Origin of the sequence: Vibrio sp. V30_P3S12P165 (genome assembly GCF_009904905.1) — a bacterium.
GTDB classification, from domain to species: Bacteria; Pseudomonadota; Gammaproteobacteria; order Enterobacterales; family Vibrionaceae; genus Vibrio; species Vibrio fujianensis.
On the sequence record NZ_WXWH01000046.1, the window covers coordinates 1 to 17,425 of the forward strand.

At 42.4% G+C, this 17,425-nt stretch carries 11 protein-coding genes; 5 read left to right on the forward strand and 6 right to left on the reverse strand.

All coding sequences use genetic code 11. The features are described 5' to 3' along the window. From CAG57_RS09615 to nagE, 3 genes are all read right to left on the reverse strand, one after another. On the reverse strand, window positions 1-2,600 hold a 2,600-nt coding region (locus CAG57_RS09615; RefSeq protein WP_337247037.1), incomplete at its 3' end, for a FimV/HubP family polar landmark protein. 283 nt (window positions 2,601-2,883) lie between these two features. Next, on the reverse strand, window positions 2,884-4,554 hold the full coding sequence (glnS, locus tag CAG57_RS09620) for a glutamine--tRNA ligase (RefSeq protein WP_099612108.1): 1,671 nt from the start codon (window positions 4,552-4,554) through the stop codon (window positions 2,884-2,886). Window positions 4,555-4,948: 394 nt separating this feature from the next. Further along, entirely contained in the window at window positions 4,949-6,430 is a 1,482-nt protein-coding gene (nagE, locus tag CAG57_RS09625; protein WP_099612107.1) for an N-acetylglucosamine-specific PTS transporter subunit IIBC, read from the reverse strand. Window positions 6,431-6,904: 474 nt separating this feature from the next. Between nagE and nagA the strand changes: the two genes are divergently transcribed. The 4 genes from nagA to asnB all read left to right on the forward strand — a co-directional run bounded on the left by nagA (window position 6,905) and on the right by asnB (window position 12,810). Then, window positions 6,905-8,041, forward strand: a complete 1,137-nt coding sequence (nagA, locus tag CAG57_RS09630; RefSeq protein WP_099612106.1) for an N-acetylglucosamine-6-phosphate deacetylase — start codon at window positions 6,905-6,907, stop codon at window positions 8,039-8,041. Window positions 8,042-8,043: 2 nt separating this feature from the next. Next, entirely contained in the window at window positions 8,044-9,258 is a 1,215-nt protein-coding gene (gene nagC, locus CAG57_RS09635) for a DNA-binding transcriptional regulator NagC (RefSeq protein WP_099612105.1), read from the forward strand. Between the two features lie 83 nt (window positions 9,259-9,341). Beyond that, a complete protein-coding gene (locus tag CAG57_RS09640; RefSeq protein WP_161430860.1) occupies window positions 9,342-10,928 on the forward strand; it encodes a cation:proton antiporter family protein in 1,587 nt (528 codons plus the stop codon). A gap of 217 nt (window positions 10,929-11,145) precedes the next feature. Next, window positions 11,146-12,810 (forward strand): asparagine synthase B, encoded by a 1,665-nt coding sequence (asnB, locus tag CAG57_RS09645; RefSeq protein ID WP_161434023.1) that lies wholly within the window; start codon window positions 11,146-11,148, stop codon window positions 12,808-12,810. A gap of 218 nt (window positions 12,811-13,028) precedes the next feature. Here the strand turns inward: asnB and rfaH are convergent, their stop codons facing one another. Beyond that, on the reverse strand, window positions 13,029-13,535 hold the full coding sequence (gene rfaH, locus CAG57_RS09650; RefSeq protein WP_161428215.1) for a transcription/translation regulatory transformer protein RfaH: 507 nt from the start codon (window positions 13,533-13,535) through the stop codon (window positions 13,029-13,031). 379 nt (window positions 13,536-13,914) lie between these two features. Here rfaH and dtpA point away from each other — a divergent pair, with 379 nt between their 5' ends. Beyond that, window positions 13,915-15,492, forward strand: coding sequence for a dipeptide/tripeptide permease DtpA (gene dtpA, locus CAG57_RS09655; protein WP_337247041.1), 1,578 nt, complete (start codon window positions 13,915-13,917; stop codon window positions 15,490-15,492). 115 nt (window positions 15,493-15,607) lie between these two features. On the opposite strand, the gene hemH is transcribed toward dtpA, so the two are convergent. Next, window positions 15,608-16,573 carry a ferrochelatase gene (gene hemH / locus CAG57_RS09660; protein ID WP_099612101.1) on the reverse strand — a complete coding sequence of 322 codons (966 nt, stop codon included), beginning with the start codon at window positions 16,571-16,573 and terminating at the stop codon, window positions 15,608-15,610. 101 nt (window positions 16,574-16,674) lie between these two features. After that, complete coding sequence (gene adk, locus CAG57_RS09665) at window positions 16,675-17,319, reverse strand: adenylate kinase (RefSeq protein WP_099612100.1); 645 nt, start codon at window positions 17,317-17,319, stop codon at window positions 16,675-16,677. Window positions 17,320-17,425 lie beyond the last annotated feature (106 nt).

Genomic DNA, 17,425 nt, shown 5'->3' on the forward strand with positions numbered 1-17,425 from the left:
TCTGGCGTTGTGGCTTCACTGGCTGCTGTTGGCTCATCTAACGCGGCAGATTCTGGCGCTAATTCATGCTCGGCATCGCTATCAGCCAAAGCGTCCGCTTCGCTGTACTCTGGTAACTCGTTGTCATCCAAAACCAACGGTTCGGATTCGGGCTCAACCTCAGCGTCTGGCTCTGCGGCTTGCTCCGCTAGCTCACTTTCGGCTATTTGACTTTCTGTGGTTTGGTCTGCCGTTGTCTGGTCTGACGTTGTTTCGTCTGGCGTTGTGGCTTCACTGGCTGCTGTTGGCTCATCTAACGTGGCAGATTCTGGCGCTAATTCATGCTCGGCATCGCTATCAGTCTCTTGAGCAGCTGGTTCGATTTCAGTAACTGGATCAATCTCATCCTCAACCAGCCAATCATCATCTTGAGGTATACCAAATTCATTAGCAGCCGGTTCTACGTTACTCGATAAGGCCGTTTCACTTCCTTCAATTTGAGGATTAAAATCAAACTCATCCTCTGATTCTGATTCTGATTCTGATTCTGATTCTGGTTCAGAAGGTTCGCTGGTCAAATCAACTTCATCCAGTAAAGGGTCTTGTTCAGGAGCACTCTTTAGCAAATCATCGATAAAATGTTCACTATCAAATGCGGTACTGTTATCTGATTGTTGTTCAATCTCGCGAAGCTCATCAAGAAACTCGGTACCATCATCAATCGATTTATCGCTCAAAGCGTCTTTTTCAAGATCAAACTCTTCACCGGTTGATGTCGCATCGACCTCATCAATCCACTCATCCAATAATGTCGGACTTTCACGATCAAATTCATTACCTTGATCATCAGGCTCTTCGCCCAATAATTCATCTAATAACTGATCAACGGTACTATCAAGATCTTCATCAGACAGCTTTTCATCATCAGACTCATCATCTAACCACTCATCTAATAAATCAGTACTGTTTGAGTCAAACGGCACATCATCAGCTAAATCCTCGTTCGATTGCGCTCGATCCGAAGGGGCATCAACAGCATCTGGGACAGAACTATCTGTAGCTTGCGATTCAACCTGATTGAGTAAATCTTCAATCTCTTGGTCTGAAGTAACCTCAACATCATCTAATGTAGGCAGCTCAGAATCTGTCGAAGCGTCATTCTCTAATAGACTATCAAAATCAAGTTCGGCATCGTCAATATCGTCCTCGCCAGCCAGTAAATCATCAAGTAAAGACTGATCGATGGTATCACTCGCCAACTCATCACTCGCAAGAAGCGCATCCATATCGTCTTGAGATAATGCTGGCTCATCAGAAAGTTCCAATTCTGTTTGATCTTGTTGTGATATTTCTTCATCCAAATCAACCGATTGTTCGTTCGCTTGTTCTGCATCATCGCTGTCTTTATCAACAATATCGGTAAAATTAGGATCTAAGTCTCCGTCATCATCAATACTAGCAAAGGGATCGTCTCCTTCTTCACTTTCTAAGTTGAAGTCTAAATCGCTTTCATCAAGGTCGGCGAAAATATCTTCTTCTTTATTTTCATCCTCTTCGGTGAATAGAGCTTCACTACTTTCCGTATCCCCAAACAGATCATCATCTAACAGAAGTTCATCAGATAACTCATCGATTTCAGCATCCTCAGCCGGAATTGGCGTCATGGTTTGGCTAGGTTCTGGTTCTCGAATCGGTGTTGGTTGTATCTGGTTATCGCTAGAGCTTGAGCGACGTCTCATTAGCATGACAATCAGCAAAGCAATCAGCAACCCTGGTATCAAGGCAAGTGACGCGACAAACCAATTGTTAGCTAATAACTGATCAAACGTTGATGGGCCAATCCGTTCGGCTTCTTCTTTTTTTATTCGCTCTTCTTGTAAAATTCGTTCAACTTCCGAACGAATACGGGTTTCATCGCCTAGTTCCTGCTTTAAATCAGCCACTTCAGACTGCATTTGTGCAATTAACAGTCTTAACCTGTGATTTTTCTCTTCTAATGCAAGTAACTCTGCTTGCGCAATAGCCCCATCGGTTGTTGCTTCAACCGCAGGGGCACTAGGTGTTTGCGTTGCTGGCTCTTCGGGAGCTTTCACGTTATCAGGCAAAGCCGTCTCAGCAACGGGGGCTTCAACTACCGGCGATTCAATGGCCGGAGACTCAACTCGAGCGGTGGGACTGGAAGGCTCTACTGTTGATGAGAGGCGCGCTTGATGTGCCTCCATAATCCTTACGGCTTCTTGTGTTGACGCTTTACGAACCTGTTCTAATGAAGGGATGCGTAAAGTACTTCCCGGTAATAAGCTATGAATATTTTGTGCTTCGAAAGCTTGAGGATTTAACCGGTAAATAGCCAACAAGGTTTGTTGTACGGATACGTCAGCAGATGGTCTTAATTGAGAGGCAATTGACCATAATGTTTCTTGCTCAGACGTTGGGCCGAAAAATTGTGATGGTTCAGCCTGTGGAGCGGTGCTTCGCACAATCTCACGACTAAACTGTGGTGCTGATTGAACCTCACCGCTGGGACCGATCAGACGAATCCCTTCTGCACTAACGATAGAAGTCTGAGTCACGGCGACCATTACCAAAGGTAACAGTAATCGCTTAAAAAATTGACACATAAAAGGCTCAGCTAGATGCTTTAAAATAAAATGAATACAACGATCTGTTAAATATATCGGATTAATCGGGTAAAACTATAGGCTAAGAGCTAAAAAGTGTGCCTTACCCACAATAATCGCAGGAATCTCACACAAATTATACGCTGATTTTGATTTTCACTCTCAATAAAGGCGACTTAAATCAGTTCTCATGCAACGTTCGTGCTATTCGTTCATCCCTTAAAATAAAAGCCAACCTGACCGGGCTGGCTTTTATTGACCAAAGAAACAACTAACAAGTTAATTATTCGTGCTCAATTTTCGCCCAAGTATCACGCAAACCGACCGTACGGTTGAAAACCAATGCATCAGGTTTTGATACTTTACTGTCCGCGCAGAAATACCCCATACGCTCAAATTGATAACCAAACTCTGGCTCAGCATTCGCGAGACTAGGCTCGATAAATCCTTGTAACTTCACCAGTGAATCCGGGTTAATGGTTTCAGCAAAGTTATCAGCCGCAGCCGGATTAGGCACGGTAAACAAACGGTCATATAAACGGAACTCTGCCGGTAATCCTTTATCGGCCGATACCCAGTGAATAACCCCTTTGACTTTACGTCCGTCGGCTGGGTTTTTCCCTAACGTATCAGGATCATAAGTACAATAAATCGCAGTGATGTTACCTTGTTGATCTTTTTCTATACGCTCAGCTTTAATGATATAAGCGCCACGTAAACGAACTTCTTTACCCAAAACTAAGCGCTTATATTTTTTGTTAGCTTCTTCACGAAAATCGTCACGTTCAATCCACACTTCGCGCGTAAAAGGAACCTCACGCTCGCCCATTTCAGGCTTATTCGGATGGTTTGCTAATTGCAATACTTCTACGCGATCAGCAGTAAAGTTTTCAATAATGACTTTGACCGGGTCAAGCACCGCCATAGCACGAGGGGCATGTTCGTTGAGGTCATCACGAATACAAGATTCAAGTGCACTAAATTCAATCATATTGTCTTGTTTAGTCACACCAATTCGCTTACAAAACTCACGAATCGAGGCTGGAGTAAAACCGCGGCGACGTAAACCAGAAATGGTAGGCATACGCGGGTCATCCCATCCTTCCACTAATTTCTCTGCCACCAGCTGATTGAGTTTACGCTTAGACATGACCGTGTATTCTAGATTCAAACGGCTAAACTCGTACTGGCGAGGATGGCAATCAATGGTAATATTGTCGAGCACCCAATCATATAAACGACGGTTATCTTGGAACTCTAAAGTACATAATGAATGAGTAATGCCTTCTAACGCATCTGAAATACAGTGCGTAAAATCATACATAGGATAAATACACCACTTATTGCCCGTTTGATGATGCTCAGCAAAACGAACACGGTATAAAACGGGATCCCGCATCACCATAAAAGAAGATGACATATCAATTTTTGCACGTAAACACACTGTGCCTTCTTCAAACTCTCCCGCACGCATTTTTTCAAATAGCGCTAAGTTCTCTTCCACGGGACGATCACGATAAGGACTGTTTTTGCCTGGCGCGGTCAACGTACCACGGTATTCACGGATCTGATCTGGAGTAAGCTCTTCAACGTAAGCTAACCCTTTATTGATCAGCTCAATAGCATATTGATACAGTTGATCAAAATAGTCAGAGGAATAACAAACGTCACCTGACCACTCAAAACCGAGCCAATTGACATCTTTCTTGATCGATTCAACGTATTCGAGATCTTCTTTTTCAGGGTTGGTGTCATCAAAACGTAGGTTGCACTGGCCCTGATAATCTTGAGCAATACCAAAATTCAAACAGATTGACTTCGCGTGTCCAATATGCAAATAACCATTCGGCTCTGGCGGGAAACGAGTATGCACGCTAGTGTGTTTACCATCCGCTAAATCTTTATCAATGATTTGGCGAATGAAGTTCGATGGACGAGCCTCAGCTTCACTCATCTATAGCACCTCAAAATTTATTAGTATTGTCAGAAAAATATTCTGCATCATCAGGCAAGAAAGCCCAGTAGCGCAGACGGATTACCACTAATGATCCACAATTCCAGTTCAATTCACAATAGAAACTACGGTTTTACTCAGAATAATTGCTAAATCAGTGCGTTCAAAAGGTGGAATTTATCTCAACAATCCAAGGAATGAAGCAAACTACGCTCCACAAACCGCTTGGCCTAGCCAGTAAGCGAGACATGAGTAAGCCTCAATAAAGTCACTGGCACCGCTACGGATTCAAGTAAAAAGGAACAACATTTTGTTTTTTAAATATTCACGTGTTATGCAAAGGCCTTCGCATAACGCGAAGGCCTTTGCTTGGTAATAAAGGAAACCCCTCTACTTATTTCAACTCGTGATTATCATTAGATTGAATATTTTTCATTTGACCTGCAATAATTTCAGCCAATGGACCAAGGATAACCTGTAAGTTGTTCGCCCCTAGTTTCACAACGCCCATTGCACCGAGATCTTTCAACGCTTTTTCATCAATGATAGACATATCATTCACAGTTAAGCGTAAACGAGTAATGCATGCATCAATATTCGACAAGTTACTATGCCCACCTAAAACTTCTAAGTACTGTTTCGCTAGCTCAGAGGTTTCTTGTGAACCTTTTGTCACCGTAGCTGACTCGTCATCATCTTCACGGCCCGGAGTTTTCAGACCAAATTTCACAATTACGGTACGGAACACGACGTAGTAAATAACGAAGAACACTAAACCTTGGACAATGAGCATATACCATTGGATCGCAAGCGGGTTACGTGAAGATAAGAACATATCGACAGCACCGGCTGAGAAACCGAAACCTGCAATCCACTGCATTGATGCTGCGATAAAGACCGAAATCCCCGTTAAAAGTGCATGTAAAACATACAAGACCGGCGCTAGGAACATGAAAGAAAACTCTAGCGGTTCAGTCACCCCGGTAAAGAATGAAGCAAAGCCCGCAGCGAGCATAATACCTGCTACTTTCTCTTTGTTTTTAGCCGTGGACGTATGGTAAATGGCTAACGCAGCACCAGGTAAACCAAACATCATAATTGGGAAGAAACCAGCCTGATACATCCCAGTAATGCCTGGTGTAGCAACACCTTCGGCGATAGATTTAGCCCCCCCCAAGAAGTTAGGAATATCGTTAATTCCAGCAACATCAAACCAGAATACGGAATTTAATGCGTGGTGCAACCCAACAGGAATCAGTAAACGGTTAAAGAAGGCATAAATACCCGCTCCAGTCGCACCAAGCCCTTGAATAGATTCACCAAAATTAACCAAACCGCCATAGACTGTTGGCCAGATATACATCAATACAAAAGATAAAATAATGCCGATAAAAGAAGTCAAAATCGGTACTAAACGTTTACCTGAGAAAAAGGATAATGCTTTATGCAACTCAACGCTAGAATAGCGATTATAGATTTCAGCAGAAATAATACCCACCAAGATACCGACAAATTGGTTTTGAATTTTGCCAAATGCCGCCGGTACTTCTGATAGATCAATGCCTTGAATCTGAGCAACCGCTCCCGGTGATAATAGTGTAGTCACGACATACATACACACTAATCCGGCAAGAGCCGCTGCCCCATCTTTATCTTTGGACATACCGTATGCAACACCAACAGCAAATAGCCACGACATGTTATCAATAATCGACGCACCCGCTTTGATCAAAAAACCGGCCAATGCAGAGTTTGCTCCCCAACCATTTGGGTCGATCATATATCCGAGCCCCATTAAAATCGCGGCTGCGGGTAAAGTAGCAACCGGCACCATTAGGGCCTTACCTACTTTTTGAAAATAACCAAGAATGTTCACCTTAATGTCCCCCTATAGGATTTTGGTATAAAATTGGAGACTTATTTTAGTCACCCAATTTAGTCATATTCAGTTTATGTTATTAATTTTGCTCCGCAAATTAAAACCTCATCAATTGTGATCATAATCACCAGAAAAAGGGGGAAGTGAAGGATTTTGCTAGCGAGATCATAAAACTTATTTTACCATATAAAAAAACATAACTTTGACGCTATGATAACCGCAGTTATCGAGTAAAAAGGAACCATACCAGAGGTATGGTGATTAAAGTTTTATGCTTGCTCATTAGACCTAGCACCTTATATAGCAATGTATTTCATACTTATTTTATCCATTTTTGTTCCGAGTATGATGACTATAAAGATATTTCGCGACTTACTTGAAGTCAGCAAACTCAGCCGATGAGGCACTGAAAAGCTGAATTCGTGTCGCCCAACTGATTGACCCTATTCAACAGATAAGGATTAGCTGATTATGTACGCACTAACCAACTGTAAAATATATACTGGCAGCGATGTGCTTTCTCAACACGCTGTCATTATAGATGGCGACCGAATTCAAACTGTTTGCCCTCTGACTCAATTACCGCAAGACGTTCACATCATCGATCTACAAGGGGCGAATCTCAGCCCTGGGTTTATCGACTTGCAACTCAACGGGTGTGGTGGTGTGATGTTTAACGATCAGATTAGTGCAAACACCATTCATACCATGCACCAAGCAAACTTAAAATCAGGCTGTACTAGCTTTCTTCCCACCTTGATAACCTCCTCAGATGAAAATATGCGTCAAGCCATTCAGGCGCAGCGTGAATATCAAAACCAATATCCACATCAATCATTAGGACTTCATCTAGAAGGCCCTTATTTAAATGTAATGAAAAAAGGCATTCATTGCGTTGATTACATTCGTCAAGCTGACGACGAGATGATTGATTTTATCTGTCAAAATAATGATGTCGTCACTAAAGTGACACTAGCACCGGAAAATAATGATCCTCGTCATATTGAAAAACTGGTCGCGGCGGGCATTGTTGTCTCTATCGGCCATACCAATGCAACTTACTTGGAAGCACGCAAAGGATTTGATGCCGGCATTACGTTTGCAACGCATTTATTTAATGCCATGACCCCAATGGCAGGGCGTGAACCCGGTGTTGTTGGGGCAATTTATGACACGCCTGAAGTCTACACGGGTGTGATTGCCGATGGGTTCCATGTTGATTACGCTAACATTCGAATTGCTCATAAAATTAAAGGTGAGAAACTCATATTAGTGACCGATGCCACAGCTCCTGCAGGCGCAGAGATGGATTACTTTATTTTTGTCGGTAAGAAAGTATATTATCGCAACGGCAAATGTGTCGATGAAAATGGCACTCTTGGCGGCTCGGCCTTGACGATGATAGAAGCGGTTCAGAATTCGGTTGAGCATGTCGGTATCGCTTTAGATGAAGCTCTCAAAATGGCAACCTTGTATCCAGCCAAGGCGATTGGAGTGGAAAAAATATTAGGTCGAGTGAAGAAAGGTTATATCGCGAATCTAACCATTTTTGATCGAGATTTTAATGTAAAAGCGACGGTAGTTAACGGACAATACGAGCAAAAATAATCATGAATGGCGGACAAATAGGTAACGTAGATCTAGTTAAACAGCTCAATAGTGCAGCAGTTTACCGCTTAATCGACCAACAAGGCCCGATTTCACGGATCCAAGTTGCCGATGTAAGTCAACTTGCGCCTGCAAGTGTGACAAAAATAACCCGCCAACTCCTTGAACGAGGCCTAATCAAAGAGGTGGCTCAACAAGCATCAACTGGTGGACGTCGCGCCATCTCTTTAACAACAGAGGTCACACCTTTTCACTCCATCGCGGTTAGACTTGGCCGAGATTATATTCAACTCAGCTTGTATAACCTCGGAGGAGAAGAACTGGTCTCCTCGGCCCATGATTTTCATTACGCTCATCAACCGCAGTTGATAGAAGGGTTAATTAACCACATTAAGGCGTTCATCTCACAACAAAAAGATCAAATAAACCAATTAATTGCTATTGGTATTTCACTGCCCGGGCTAGTCAACCCTGAACTCGGAGTAGTGGAATATATGCCCAATATTGAGATTGATGCGCTAGCATTGGGCGACATTGTGCGTGAACATTTTAATGTGGAATGTTTTATCGGTAATGATGTCCGAGGCATGGCATTGGCAGAGCATTATTTTGGAGCCAGCAAAGACTGTCAAGACTCGATCTTAGTCAGTGTTCACCGCGGTACCGGTGCTGGAATCATTGTAAACGGGCAGGTGTTCTTAGGCTCTAACCGAAATGTAGGCGAAATAGGCCATATTCAGATCGATCCATTGGGTGAACGGTGTCAATGCGGTAATTTTGGCTGTTTAGAAACGGTTGCGACCAATCCAGCCATCATCGAACGAGTGAAAAAGCGTTTAGTTCAAGGTTATGAATCAAGCTTATCCTCACTTGGAGAAATCACCATTGATGATATTTGTCAACATGCCCTACAAGGTGACGAGTTAGCCAAACAAGCTTTGGTACAAGTCGGAAATCAGTTAGGAAAAGCCATCGCGATCACCATTAATTTATTTAACCCACAAAAGATAGTCGTCGCGGGAAAAATCACCGCAGCCCAAGATATTATCTTTCCAGCCATCTTACGCAATGTGGAAAACCAATCTCTCAAGAAATTCCATCAACATCTTCCTATCGTTGCCTCACAAATGGATAAGCACCCGACCATTGGTGCTTTTGCTACAATAAAACGCGCGATGCTAAACGGGGTCTTGCTACAAAAATTACTTGAAGACTGATAAGCAAAGTGTTCTATAATGTTGAGGCTGTATTGATTTCAAGCAATACAGCCTTTTTATTACCCAACCTATAAAGAAATCTCATGGATTTAGTGTTTATCAGTGCCGCTTTCATCGTTGGTTATATTGCACAAAAGTGTCATCTTCCTCCTCTCGTTGGTTTCCTTATTGCAGGTTTTGGCCTGAATCTCTATGGTTTCGAGTCAAACGAAACGTTAGCGACATTAGCAGACCTCGGGGTCACCCTGATGCTATTCACCATCGGGTTAAAGCTCGATATTAAGTCTTTGCTTGAAAAAGAAATTTGGGCTGGTGCAACAATTCATAATGTTCTCGCAACCAGCATATTTACCCTCGCGCTAATCGGCTTTAAATATCTCGGGCTGACCAGCCTTAATGAGCTCCCTTTTACGAGTTTATTATTGCTTGGTTTTGCCCTCTCTTTTTCTAGTACCGTTTTTGCTGTCAAATCTTTGCAAGAAAAGGGAGAAATGAACTCAACCTATGGCACCCTCGCCATTGGTATTTTAGTCATGCAAGATATTTTTGCTGTTATCTTTTTGACCGCATCAACAGGTAAGTTACCAGAGTGGTATGCCATTAGCTTGTTTGCCCTACCACTATTACGACCCTTGTTCTTCCGTCTACTCGATAACGCCGGGCATGGTGAGCTTTTGGTTCTATTGGGTATTTTTCTTGCTTTAGTGATCGGTGCAGGCGGCTTTCAACTCGTTGGTATGAAACCGGATCTAGGGGCGTTAATCCTAGGCATGTTACTTGCCAAGCACAGTAAAGCCTCTGAGCTATCTAAAGCGCTTTTTAATCTCAAAGAATTATTCCTAGTCTGTTTTTTCTTAAATATAGGCCTGGCAGAAAAACCAACGTTAACCGGCTTGTTATTGGCTTTATTGCTCATGATCCTGCTTCCATTAAAAGGAGCACTATACTTTTGGGTTCTCAATCAATTTCATTTTCGGGTTCGTACCTCACTGCTTACTTCGCTCTCGCTTTTTAACTTTAGTGAGTTTGGTCTGATTGTTGGCGGTTTAGCCTTTAAACTGGGCTGGTTACCAGGAGATATCCTGGTTGCTTTGGCTATCGCTGTATCACTTTCGTTTCTCATTGCTGCACCACTGAGCCGTAAAGGGAATGAGGTATATCAACACTCATCATCATGGTTTAGCGATCCTCAACCGGAAACGCTGAATCTAAGAGATTCGGTAATTAATCCTGGTGAGGCTCAAGTCATCATTCTTGGCATGGGAAGGATCGGAACTGGCGCGTATGATGAGTTTTATTCACGTTATGGTGATATCTGCTTAGGGGTTGAGCTACGTGAAGAGGCGGCAAAACAACATCAAAATGAAGGACGGAATGTCATTAGTGGTGATGCGACTGATCCTGATTTTTGGGCGCGTATTTTACATACAGGCAAGGTGAAACTCATACTTTTAGCCATGCCCCACCATCAAGCCAATCAAATTGCGCTCGCTGAATTAAATAAACGTCAGTTTACTGGACAAATTGCCGCGATCGCCGAGTACTCAGATCAAATGGACATCTTACTTCAAGAAGGTGCGCATGCGGCTTTTAATATCTATAGTGAGGCTGGAACTGGCTTTGCTCGCCACGTATGCGAACATTTACAACCGACATTGACTCGCCATTAATGGCCTTAATTTACGGCTAACGAGATGGATCTCGTTAGCCAGATGCACACCACTTCGCCACAAAGTAGAATATATTTAATAAAACAATAAAAATATTAAATATTATCCATCACATTGGCTATAATTTAAATTTTCAATCAAAGATTGGTTGCCTTTTTTAACCAAAGTGGCAAATTGTACTCATCTGCTTAAAACGTGTTTCATTTAAGGAAGTTGTATGTGTTCAATCTTTGGTATTTTAGATATTAAAAGCGATGCCAGTGCATTACGCTCAGTCGCATTAGAAATGTCTAAAAAACTTCGTCACCGCGGCCCTGATTGGTCAGGAATTTACGCATCAGAGCGAGCGATTCTTGCTCATGAACGTTTAGCGATTGTCGGGCTCAATAGTGGAGCTCAACCCATTTATAGCCCAGATCGCAATCTTATTTTAGCGGTTAACGGTGAAATTTATAACCACAAAGAAATTCGCGCTCGCTACCAAGATACCTACGATTTTCAAACTGACTCTGACTGTGAAGTTATCCTTGCCTTGTACCAAGATAAAGGTGCTGAGCTATTAGAGGAGCTGAATGGTATTTTTGCCTTTGCTTTGTATGACCAAGAAAAAGATGTCTTCCTTATTGGCCGAGATCATATTGGAATCATTCCACTTTACCAAGGCCATGACGAACATGGAAACTACTATGTCGCTTCTGAAATGAAAGCATTAGTCCCTGTGTGTAAATCTATTAGTGAATTTCCTCCTGGTTGCTATTTTAGCTCGACTGACCCTGAACCTCACCGTTATTACGTTCGAGACTGGAATGAATACCGCTCAGTACAAGACAATATCAGTAATAAAGAAGAACTCACTCAAGCTTTAGAAGCGGCGGTTAAACGTCAATTAATGACGGATGTGCCTTATGGGGTGTTACTATCAGGAGGGCTCGACTCATCGATCACCTCTGCTATTGCTAAACGCTTTGCCGCCATGCGCATTGAAGACGATGAACAATCTGAAGCTTGGTGGCCACAACTTCACTCCTTTGCCATTGGCTTAGAAGGTGCTCCCGACTTAAAAGCAGCACGTGAAGTTGCTGAAAAAATTGGTACAGTTCACCACGAGATGACTTACACCATTCAAGAAGGCCTTGATGCCATTCGCGATGTGATTTATCACATTGAAACCTATGATGTGACGACCATCCGAGCTTCAACACCGATGTTTTTACTAGGTCGTAAAATCAAAGCAATGGGAATTAAAATGGTACTTTCTGGTGAAGGTGCTGATGAAATTTTCGGCGGTTACCTTTACTTCCATAAAGCGCCGAATGCTCAAGAGTTTCACGAGGAAACGGTTCGTAAGTTATTAGCACTCAACTTATTTGACTGCGCACGAGCTAATAAATCTCTAGCGGCTTGGGGGGTCGAAGGACGAGTCCCCTTCTTAGATAAAGAGTTTATTGATGTCGCCATGAGGCTCAACCCAGCAGATAAAATGTGTGGCAACGGTAAAATGGAAAAACATATTTTACGAGAATGTTTCCAACACTATCTTCCTGATTCTATCGCTTGGCGTCAGAAAGAACAGTTCTCAGATGGGGTTGGCTATAACTGGATTGATACCTTAAAAGCAACGGCAGAGGCAAAAATTAGCGATCAGCAAATGGCAACCGCAAAATTCCGTTTCCCCTACAACACACCAACCACAAAAGAAGGGTATGTTTATCGGGAGATTTTTGAAGAGTTATTTCCTTTGGAGTCCGCAGCTCGTTGTGTGCCAGGAGGGCCTTCTGTAGCCTGTTCATCTGCAAAAGCCGTTGAATGGGACGAGTCATTTAAAAACTGCATTGACCCATCAGGTCGAGCCGTCAAAGCCGTTCATAACGAAGCTTACTGAATTACCAAGCCAGCCATAAAGGCGCGATGTCCAAACGGCTTATAATCAGCAGCAAGTGAGTGAAGCTCCAATCATAACGAAACGATGTGATTGGAGCTAACCAACCTATATCCAAACAACTTGGCGTTGCAGGTAGACGGCAAGTGAGGCGATAAGGGTGAACGAGTGTACTCCCCCCGGCAGCTTCAAGTAGGAAGGGTATAGCCGATAGCGCTTAACTATTGAGGATATTTAAGCGCTAGATGCTTATTATCAATACTCATCATAACCGGTTGGTTAATCATTTTTACCAGCATAATAGAACGGGTATCGCCATCAGGCTCTTGATATAACGCTTTCATTCCACAAAATTGCCCGCTTTTTACTTCTATCGCTTGTCCGGCAGAAGGCATTTCTTGTTTGCAATACTCTTTTGCTAAATGATCCAGTTGCTTTAGCTCGTGAACCAATTCATTGGGTAGCGCTTTAGGTTCAGGGCCAAAACGAATAAAATCAACCACACCTCGAGTTGAACGAACTGTGGTAAAGGTCGGCCCTTGCTCATAATCAAAGCACACAAAAACATATGAGGGAAATAACGGCTCAATCACGATTTTTCTTTTATTTCGAATAATTTTTTCCACCTTAATTTGTGGGTAATAGCACTCAACGCCTTGATTCTCAAGATGAGCCTTTGCTCTTGTTTGTTCGCCTCGCTTACAATAAACCAAGTACCAGCATTTCATTTTCTAGCCAACCTATTTTAGTTTTGTTTACCTAAACCTTCTCATCAGAACACAACACAATCAAAAATGGTAAATTTTCCAGGCAGTACCGGTCGCCATCACATGAATCAATCAATAACCCCACTATCCATTCTAAAAATACGATCAAATATGAAATGTTAGTTTTCGCTCTCTTGACGCAATCAAAATCACCTTAAAAAATTATTTATTTCATAAAGATAAGAAAAATAGAGCTAAAATCCAGCAAATCTGCATATTGCAGACATATAAACTTAGCGGTATACGTATTGGTTCATTGTTCACACTGATAACTCACTGATACTAAATTGTTATACGACAGGTTCAGATCGAGTTCAGGATAAAAATAAATAATACATGAATAACCTCTCTCCTTGCAGTCCATTTCTTTCCTTTATCGCGTAAGAGAATCATCCGCAAGTTATTGAGCAATCACAACAGGAAGCCCCATATGTCATCCGACTTGAATATATTCAAGCAACCAAAACCGTTCTATCTGATTTTTTCTATTGAGCTTTGGGAGCGTTTTGGCTTCTATGGTATGCAAGCAATTTTAACCGTCTACATGGTTAAAATCTTAGGCATGAATGAATCCAACTCTTTCGTATTATTCGGTGCTTTTTCTGCATTGGTTTTCGGCTTTGTCGCAGCCGGAGGTTGGATTGGTGATAAAATTATTGGCACCAAACGCGCGATCACTTTAGGCGCAATTATTCTCATGTTTGGCTACCTACTTTTAGGGCTTTCAACGACAAAAGCGCACCTAGGTGGGGAAACGCTCATCTATATCGCGATGGGATTTATTACGGTCGGAAACGGGCTATTTAAAGCCAATCCATCAAGCCTACTTGCCAAAGTATATGACGATAACGATCCTCGATTGGATGGTGCCTTTACCATGTATTACATGGCAATTAACCTCGGTTCTTTCTTCTCTATGATTCTAACTCCGATGGTTGCTGAACGAGCCGGTTATGGGATGGCTTTTGGCGTCAGTGCGATCGGTTTAGCGATTACCGTTGTTAACTTTATTCTGTGTCAAAAGATGCTTAAAAACGTCGGTTCACCCGCTGATCTCCAATCGGTGAATAAAACGCGCTTAAGCTTGGTGGTCATCGGTTCCATAATGATGAGTTTTTTCTGTAGTTATTTATTACAAAACTTGTTCCTAGCACATGCGATTTTAGTCATTGCAGGGCTAATGATCGTGACCTTTTACTTTAAAGAAACATTTTCAATGACTGGGATTGAACGACAAAAAATGTTGGTCGCCTTTGTTCTGATGTTACAAGGCGTGGTGTTCTTTGTACTTTACTTTCAAATGCCAACGTCACTGAACTTTTTTGCTATTCACAATGTTGATCCAAATTTGTTCGGTTTTCATTTTGAACCAGAGCAATTTCAAGCGTTAAACCCTTTTTGGATTATGATCGCCAGCCCAGTATTGGCAATGCTTTATGGTAAATTAGGCGAACGCCTCGCTATGCCATTTAAATTTGCAATAGGCATGGGATTTTGCGCACTCTCATTTTTAGTTCTATCGTGGGGAACCGGATTTGCGAATCATCAAGGCATCATCAGTGCAGACTGGTTAGTTCTGAGCTATGCCTTCCAATCCGTTGGTGAGTTACTGGTTTCAGGGCTTGGTTTAGCCATGGTGGCACAATTGGTTCCACAGCGTATGATGGGCTTTGCGATGGGAATGTGGTTTCTTACTTCAGCAACGGCTGCCGTTATTGCTGGATGGGTTGCGAGTTTAACCTCTGTTCCCGATCAGATTACCAGTGCACATGAATCACTTGCTATCTATGGCGATGTATTTGGAAAAATTGGCTATACCACCGCAGGAATCACACTGATTACCTTCTTAATCGCACCAATGTTGACTAAAATATGTCAAGGCAATGTCGAGGTTGAATTAGCACCTGCCGAAGCATAAACCACAGACTGTCAAATGGTTCAAAAGCCTCTTGGATAAGGCTTTTGAACTATTTATATAGTAAAACTATTTCTATAGTAAAACCATTTCTATGGTAAAACTCTTTCGACGGCCATTATCCACATCGTTGATGGATTAAAGCCGCCATCATCTGAATATGAGCATCCGAATCGTTTAGACACTCGATATAGTTAAAAGCTTCTCCTCCTGACTGAAGAAAAAGATGCTTATTTTCACCTGCTATTTCTTCCAGTGTTTCCAAACAATCAACTGAAAAAGCCGGACAAATAATGTCGATGCGTTTTATTCCTTGTTGAGGCAATTGCTCCATCATTTTATCAGTATAGGGCTGCAACCACTCTTCTTTGCCAAATTGAGATTGATAGGTCATCATGATCTGTTGATCCGTTAATCCGAGTTCTTGCGCCAATAAACGAGTGGTTTGTTGGCAATGTATCGGATAAATATCGCCATTATCAGCATAACGCTTAGGAATACCATGATAAGAGCAGATCAATTTATCGCCTCGACCATTCTGTTGCCAAGCATCACGGACTTTTTCTGCTAACGCTCGGATGTAGAGGGGATGATCATGATAATCTTGAATAAACGTCAGTTCCGGAACAACCACTTGTTGCTTCATCACCTTGGCTAAACCATCAAACACAGCAGCAGTTGTGGTTGCTGAGTACTGGGGATAAAGCGGTAATACAATTATCGAAGAAACACCTTGTTGACATAAAGCCTGCACGCCACGAGCTAGGCTTGGTTCACCATAGGTCATCGCGAGTTCAACCGGAATAGAAAGCTGCTTTTGCAGTTTTTCTTGCTGACGTTTGGCATACACCATCAGTGGCGATCCCTCCTCCATCCAAATGGACTGATAAAGCTTAGCCACTTTCGGAGCGCGCGTTGGAAGAATAATGCCATGTAATAAGGGACACCATAACCAACGGCTTAAGTCCACAACACGCTTATCATGTAAGAATTGACTTAAAAATTGTTTAACGGCTTTTGGCGTTGCCTCTTGTGGTGTTCCTAGGTTTGCCAGTAAAACGCCTAATTGCTTACCATTATGCATAACGTCCATTCCATGTTTACCTTTGTACATCACGACAAAAAGAGTAAAAAAGGCGACCCTAAAGGCCGCCTCGCTCGGTTATATTGGGCAAACGAGCCATTTTATGCGAGTGCTTTTTCGATATCAGCACTGACTTCAGCAACTTGTTTTGTCCCATCAAATTTTAAATATTGCGTGTTACCTGCTGCCGCTTCTTTACCGTAGTAGGCAATAAGCGGAGCGGTTTGTTCATGATAAACCCCTAAACGAGCTCGTACTGTCTCTTCTTTATCATCATCACGTACAACCAAATCTTCACCGGTAATATCATCTTTACCAGCAACTTTAGGTGGGTTGTAAATAACATGGTAAGTACGACCAGAAGCAAGATGCGCACGGCGTCCAGCCATACGCTCAACAATCACATCATCGGCAACATCGAACTCAATCACATAATCAACCTCAATTCCCATCTCTTTCAAACCATCCGCTTGAGGAATGGTACGAGGAAAACCATCAAGCAAAAAACCCTTCTCGCAGTCTGGTTGAGCAATGCGCTCTTTGATGAGGCCCAAGATGATTTCATCAGAGACTAATTGACCCGCATCAATCACTGACTTTGCTTGTTTACCAAGCTCAGTACCCGCTTTGATAGCAGCACGTAACATATCACCAGTAGAGATTTGTGGTATACCATATTTCTCCATAATGAATTGAGCTTGTGTGCCTTTACCTGCACCCGGAGCACCTAGAAGAATGATGCGCATGTTTAATCCTCTTTAAGAAAATAATGTTATACCGAAGCTCACAGTACGATGATAGTACGACGATAAGTTTCGGTATAAGGAGACAAATTTGAATTTGCTTAAGCAA

Coding starts and splice junctions, on each gene's coding strand:
- rfaH (WP_161428215.1), bottom strand. CDS start 13,535: ATGAAATGCTGGTACTTGGTTTATTGTAAGCGAGGCGAACAAACAAGA.
- asnB (WP_161434023.1), top strand. CDS start 11,146: ATGTGTTCAATCTTTGGTATTTTAGATATTAAAAGCGATGCCAGTGCA.
- CAG57_RS09640 (WP_161430860.1), top strand. CDS start 9,342: ATGGATTTAGTGTTTATCAGTGCCGCTTTCATCGTTGGTTATATTGCA.
- nagC (WP_099612105.1), top strand. CDS start 8,044: ATGAATGGCGGACAAATAGGTAACGTAGATCTAGTTAAACAGCTCAAT.
- hemH (WP_099612101.1), bottom strand. CDS start 16,573: ATGCATAATGGTAAGCAATTAGGCGTTTTACTGGCAAACCTAGGAACA.
- adk (WP_099612100.1), bottom strand. CDS start 17,319: ATGCGCATCATTCTTCTAGGTGCTCCGGGTGCAGGTAAAGGCACACAA.
- glnS (WP_099612108.1), bottom strand. CDS start 4,554: ATGAGTGAAGCTGAGGCTCGTCCATCGAACTTCATTCGCCAAATCATT.
- nagA (WP_099612106.1), top strand. CDS start 6,905: ATGTACGCACTAACCAACTGTAAAATATATACTGGCAGCGATGTGCTT.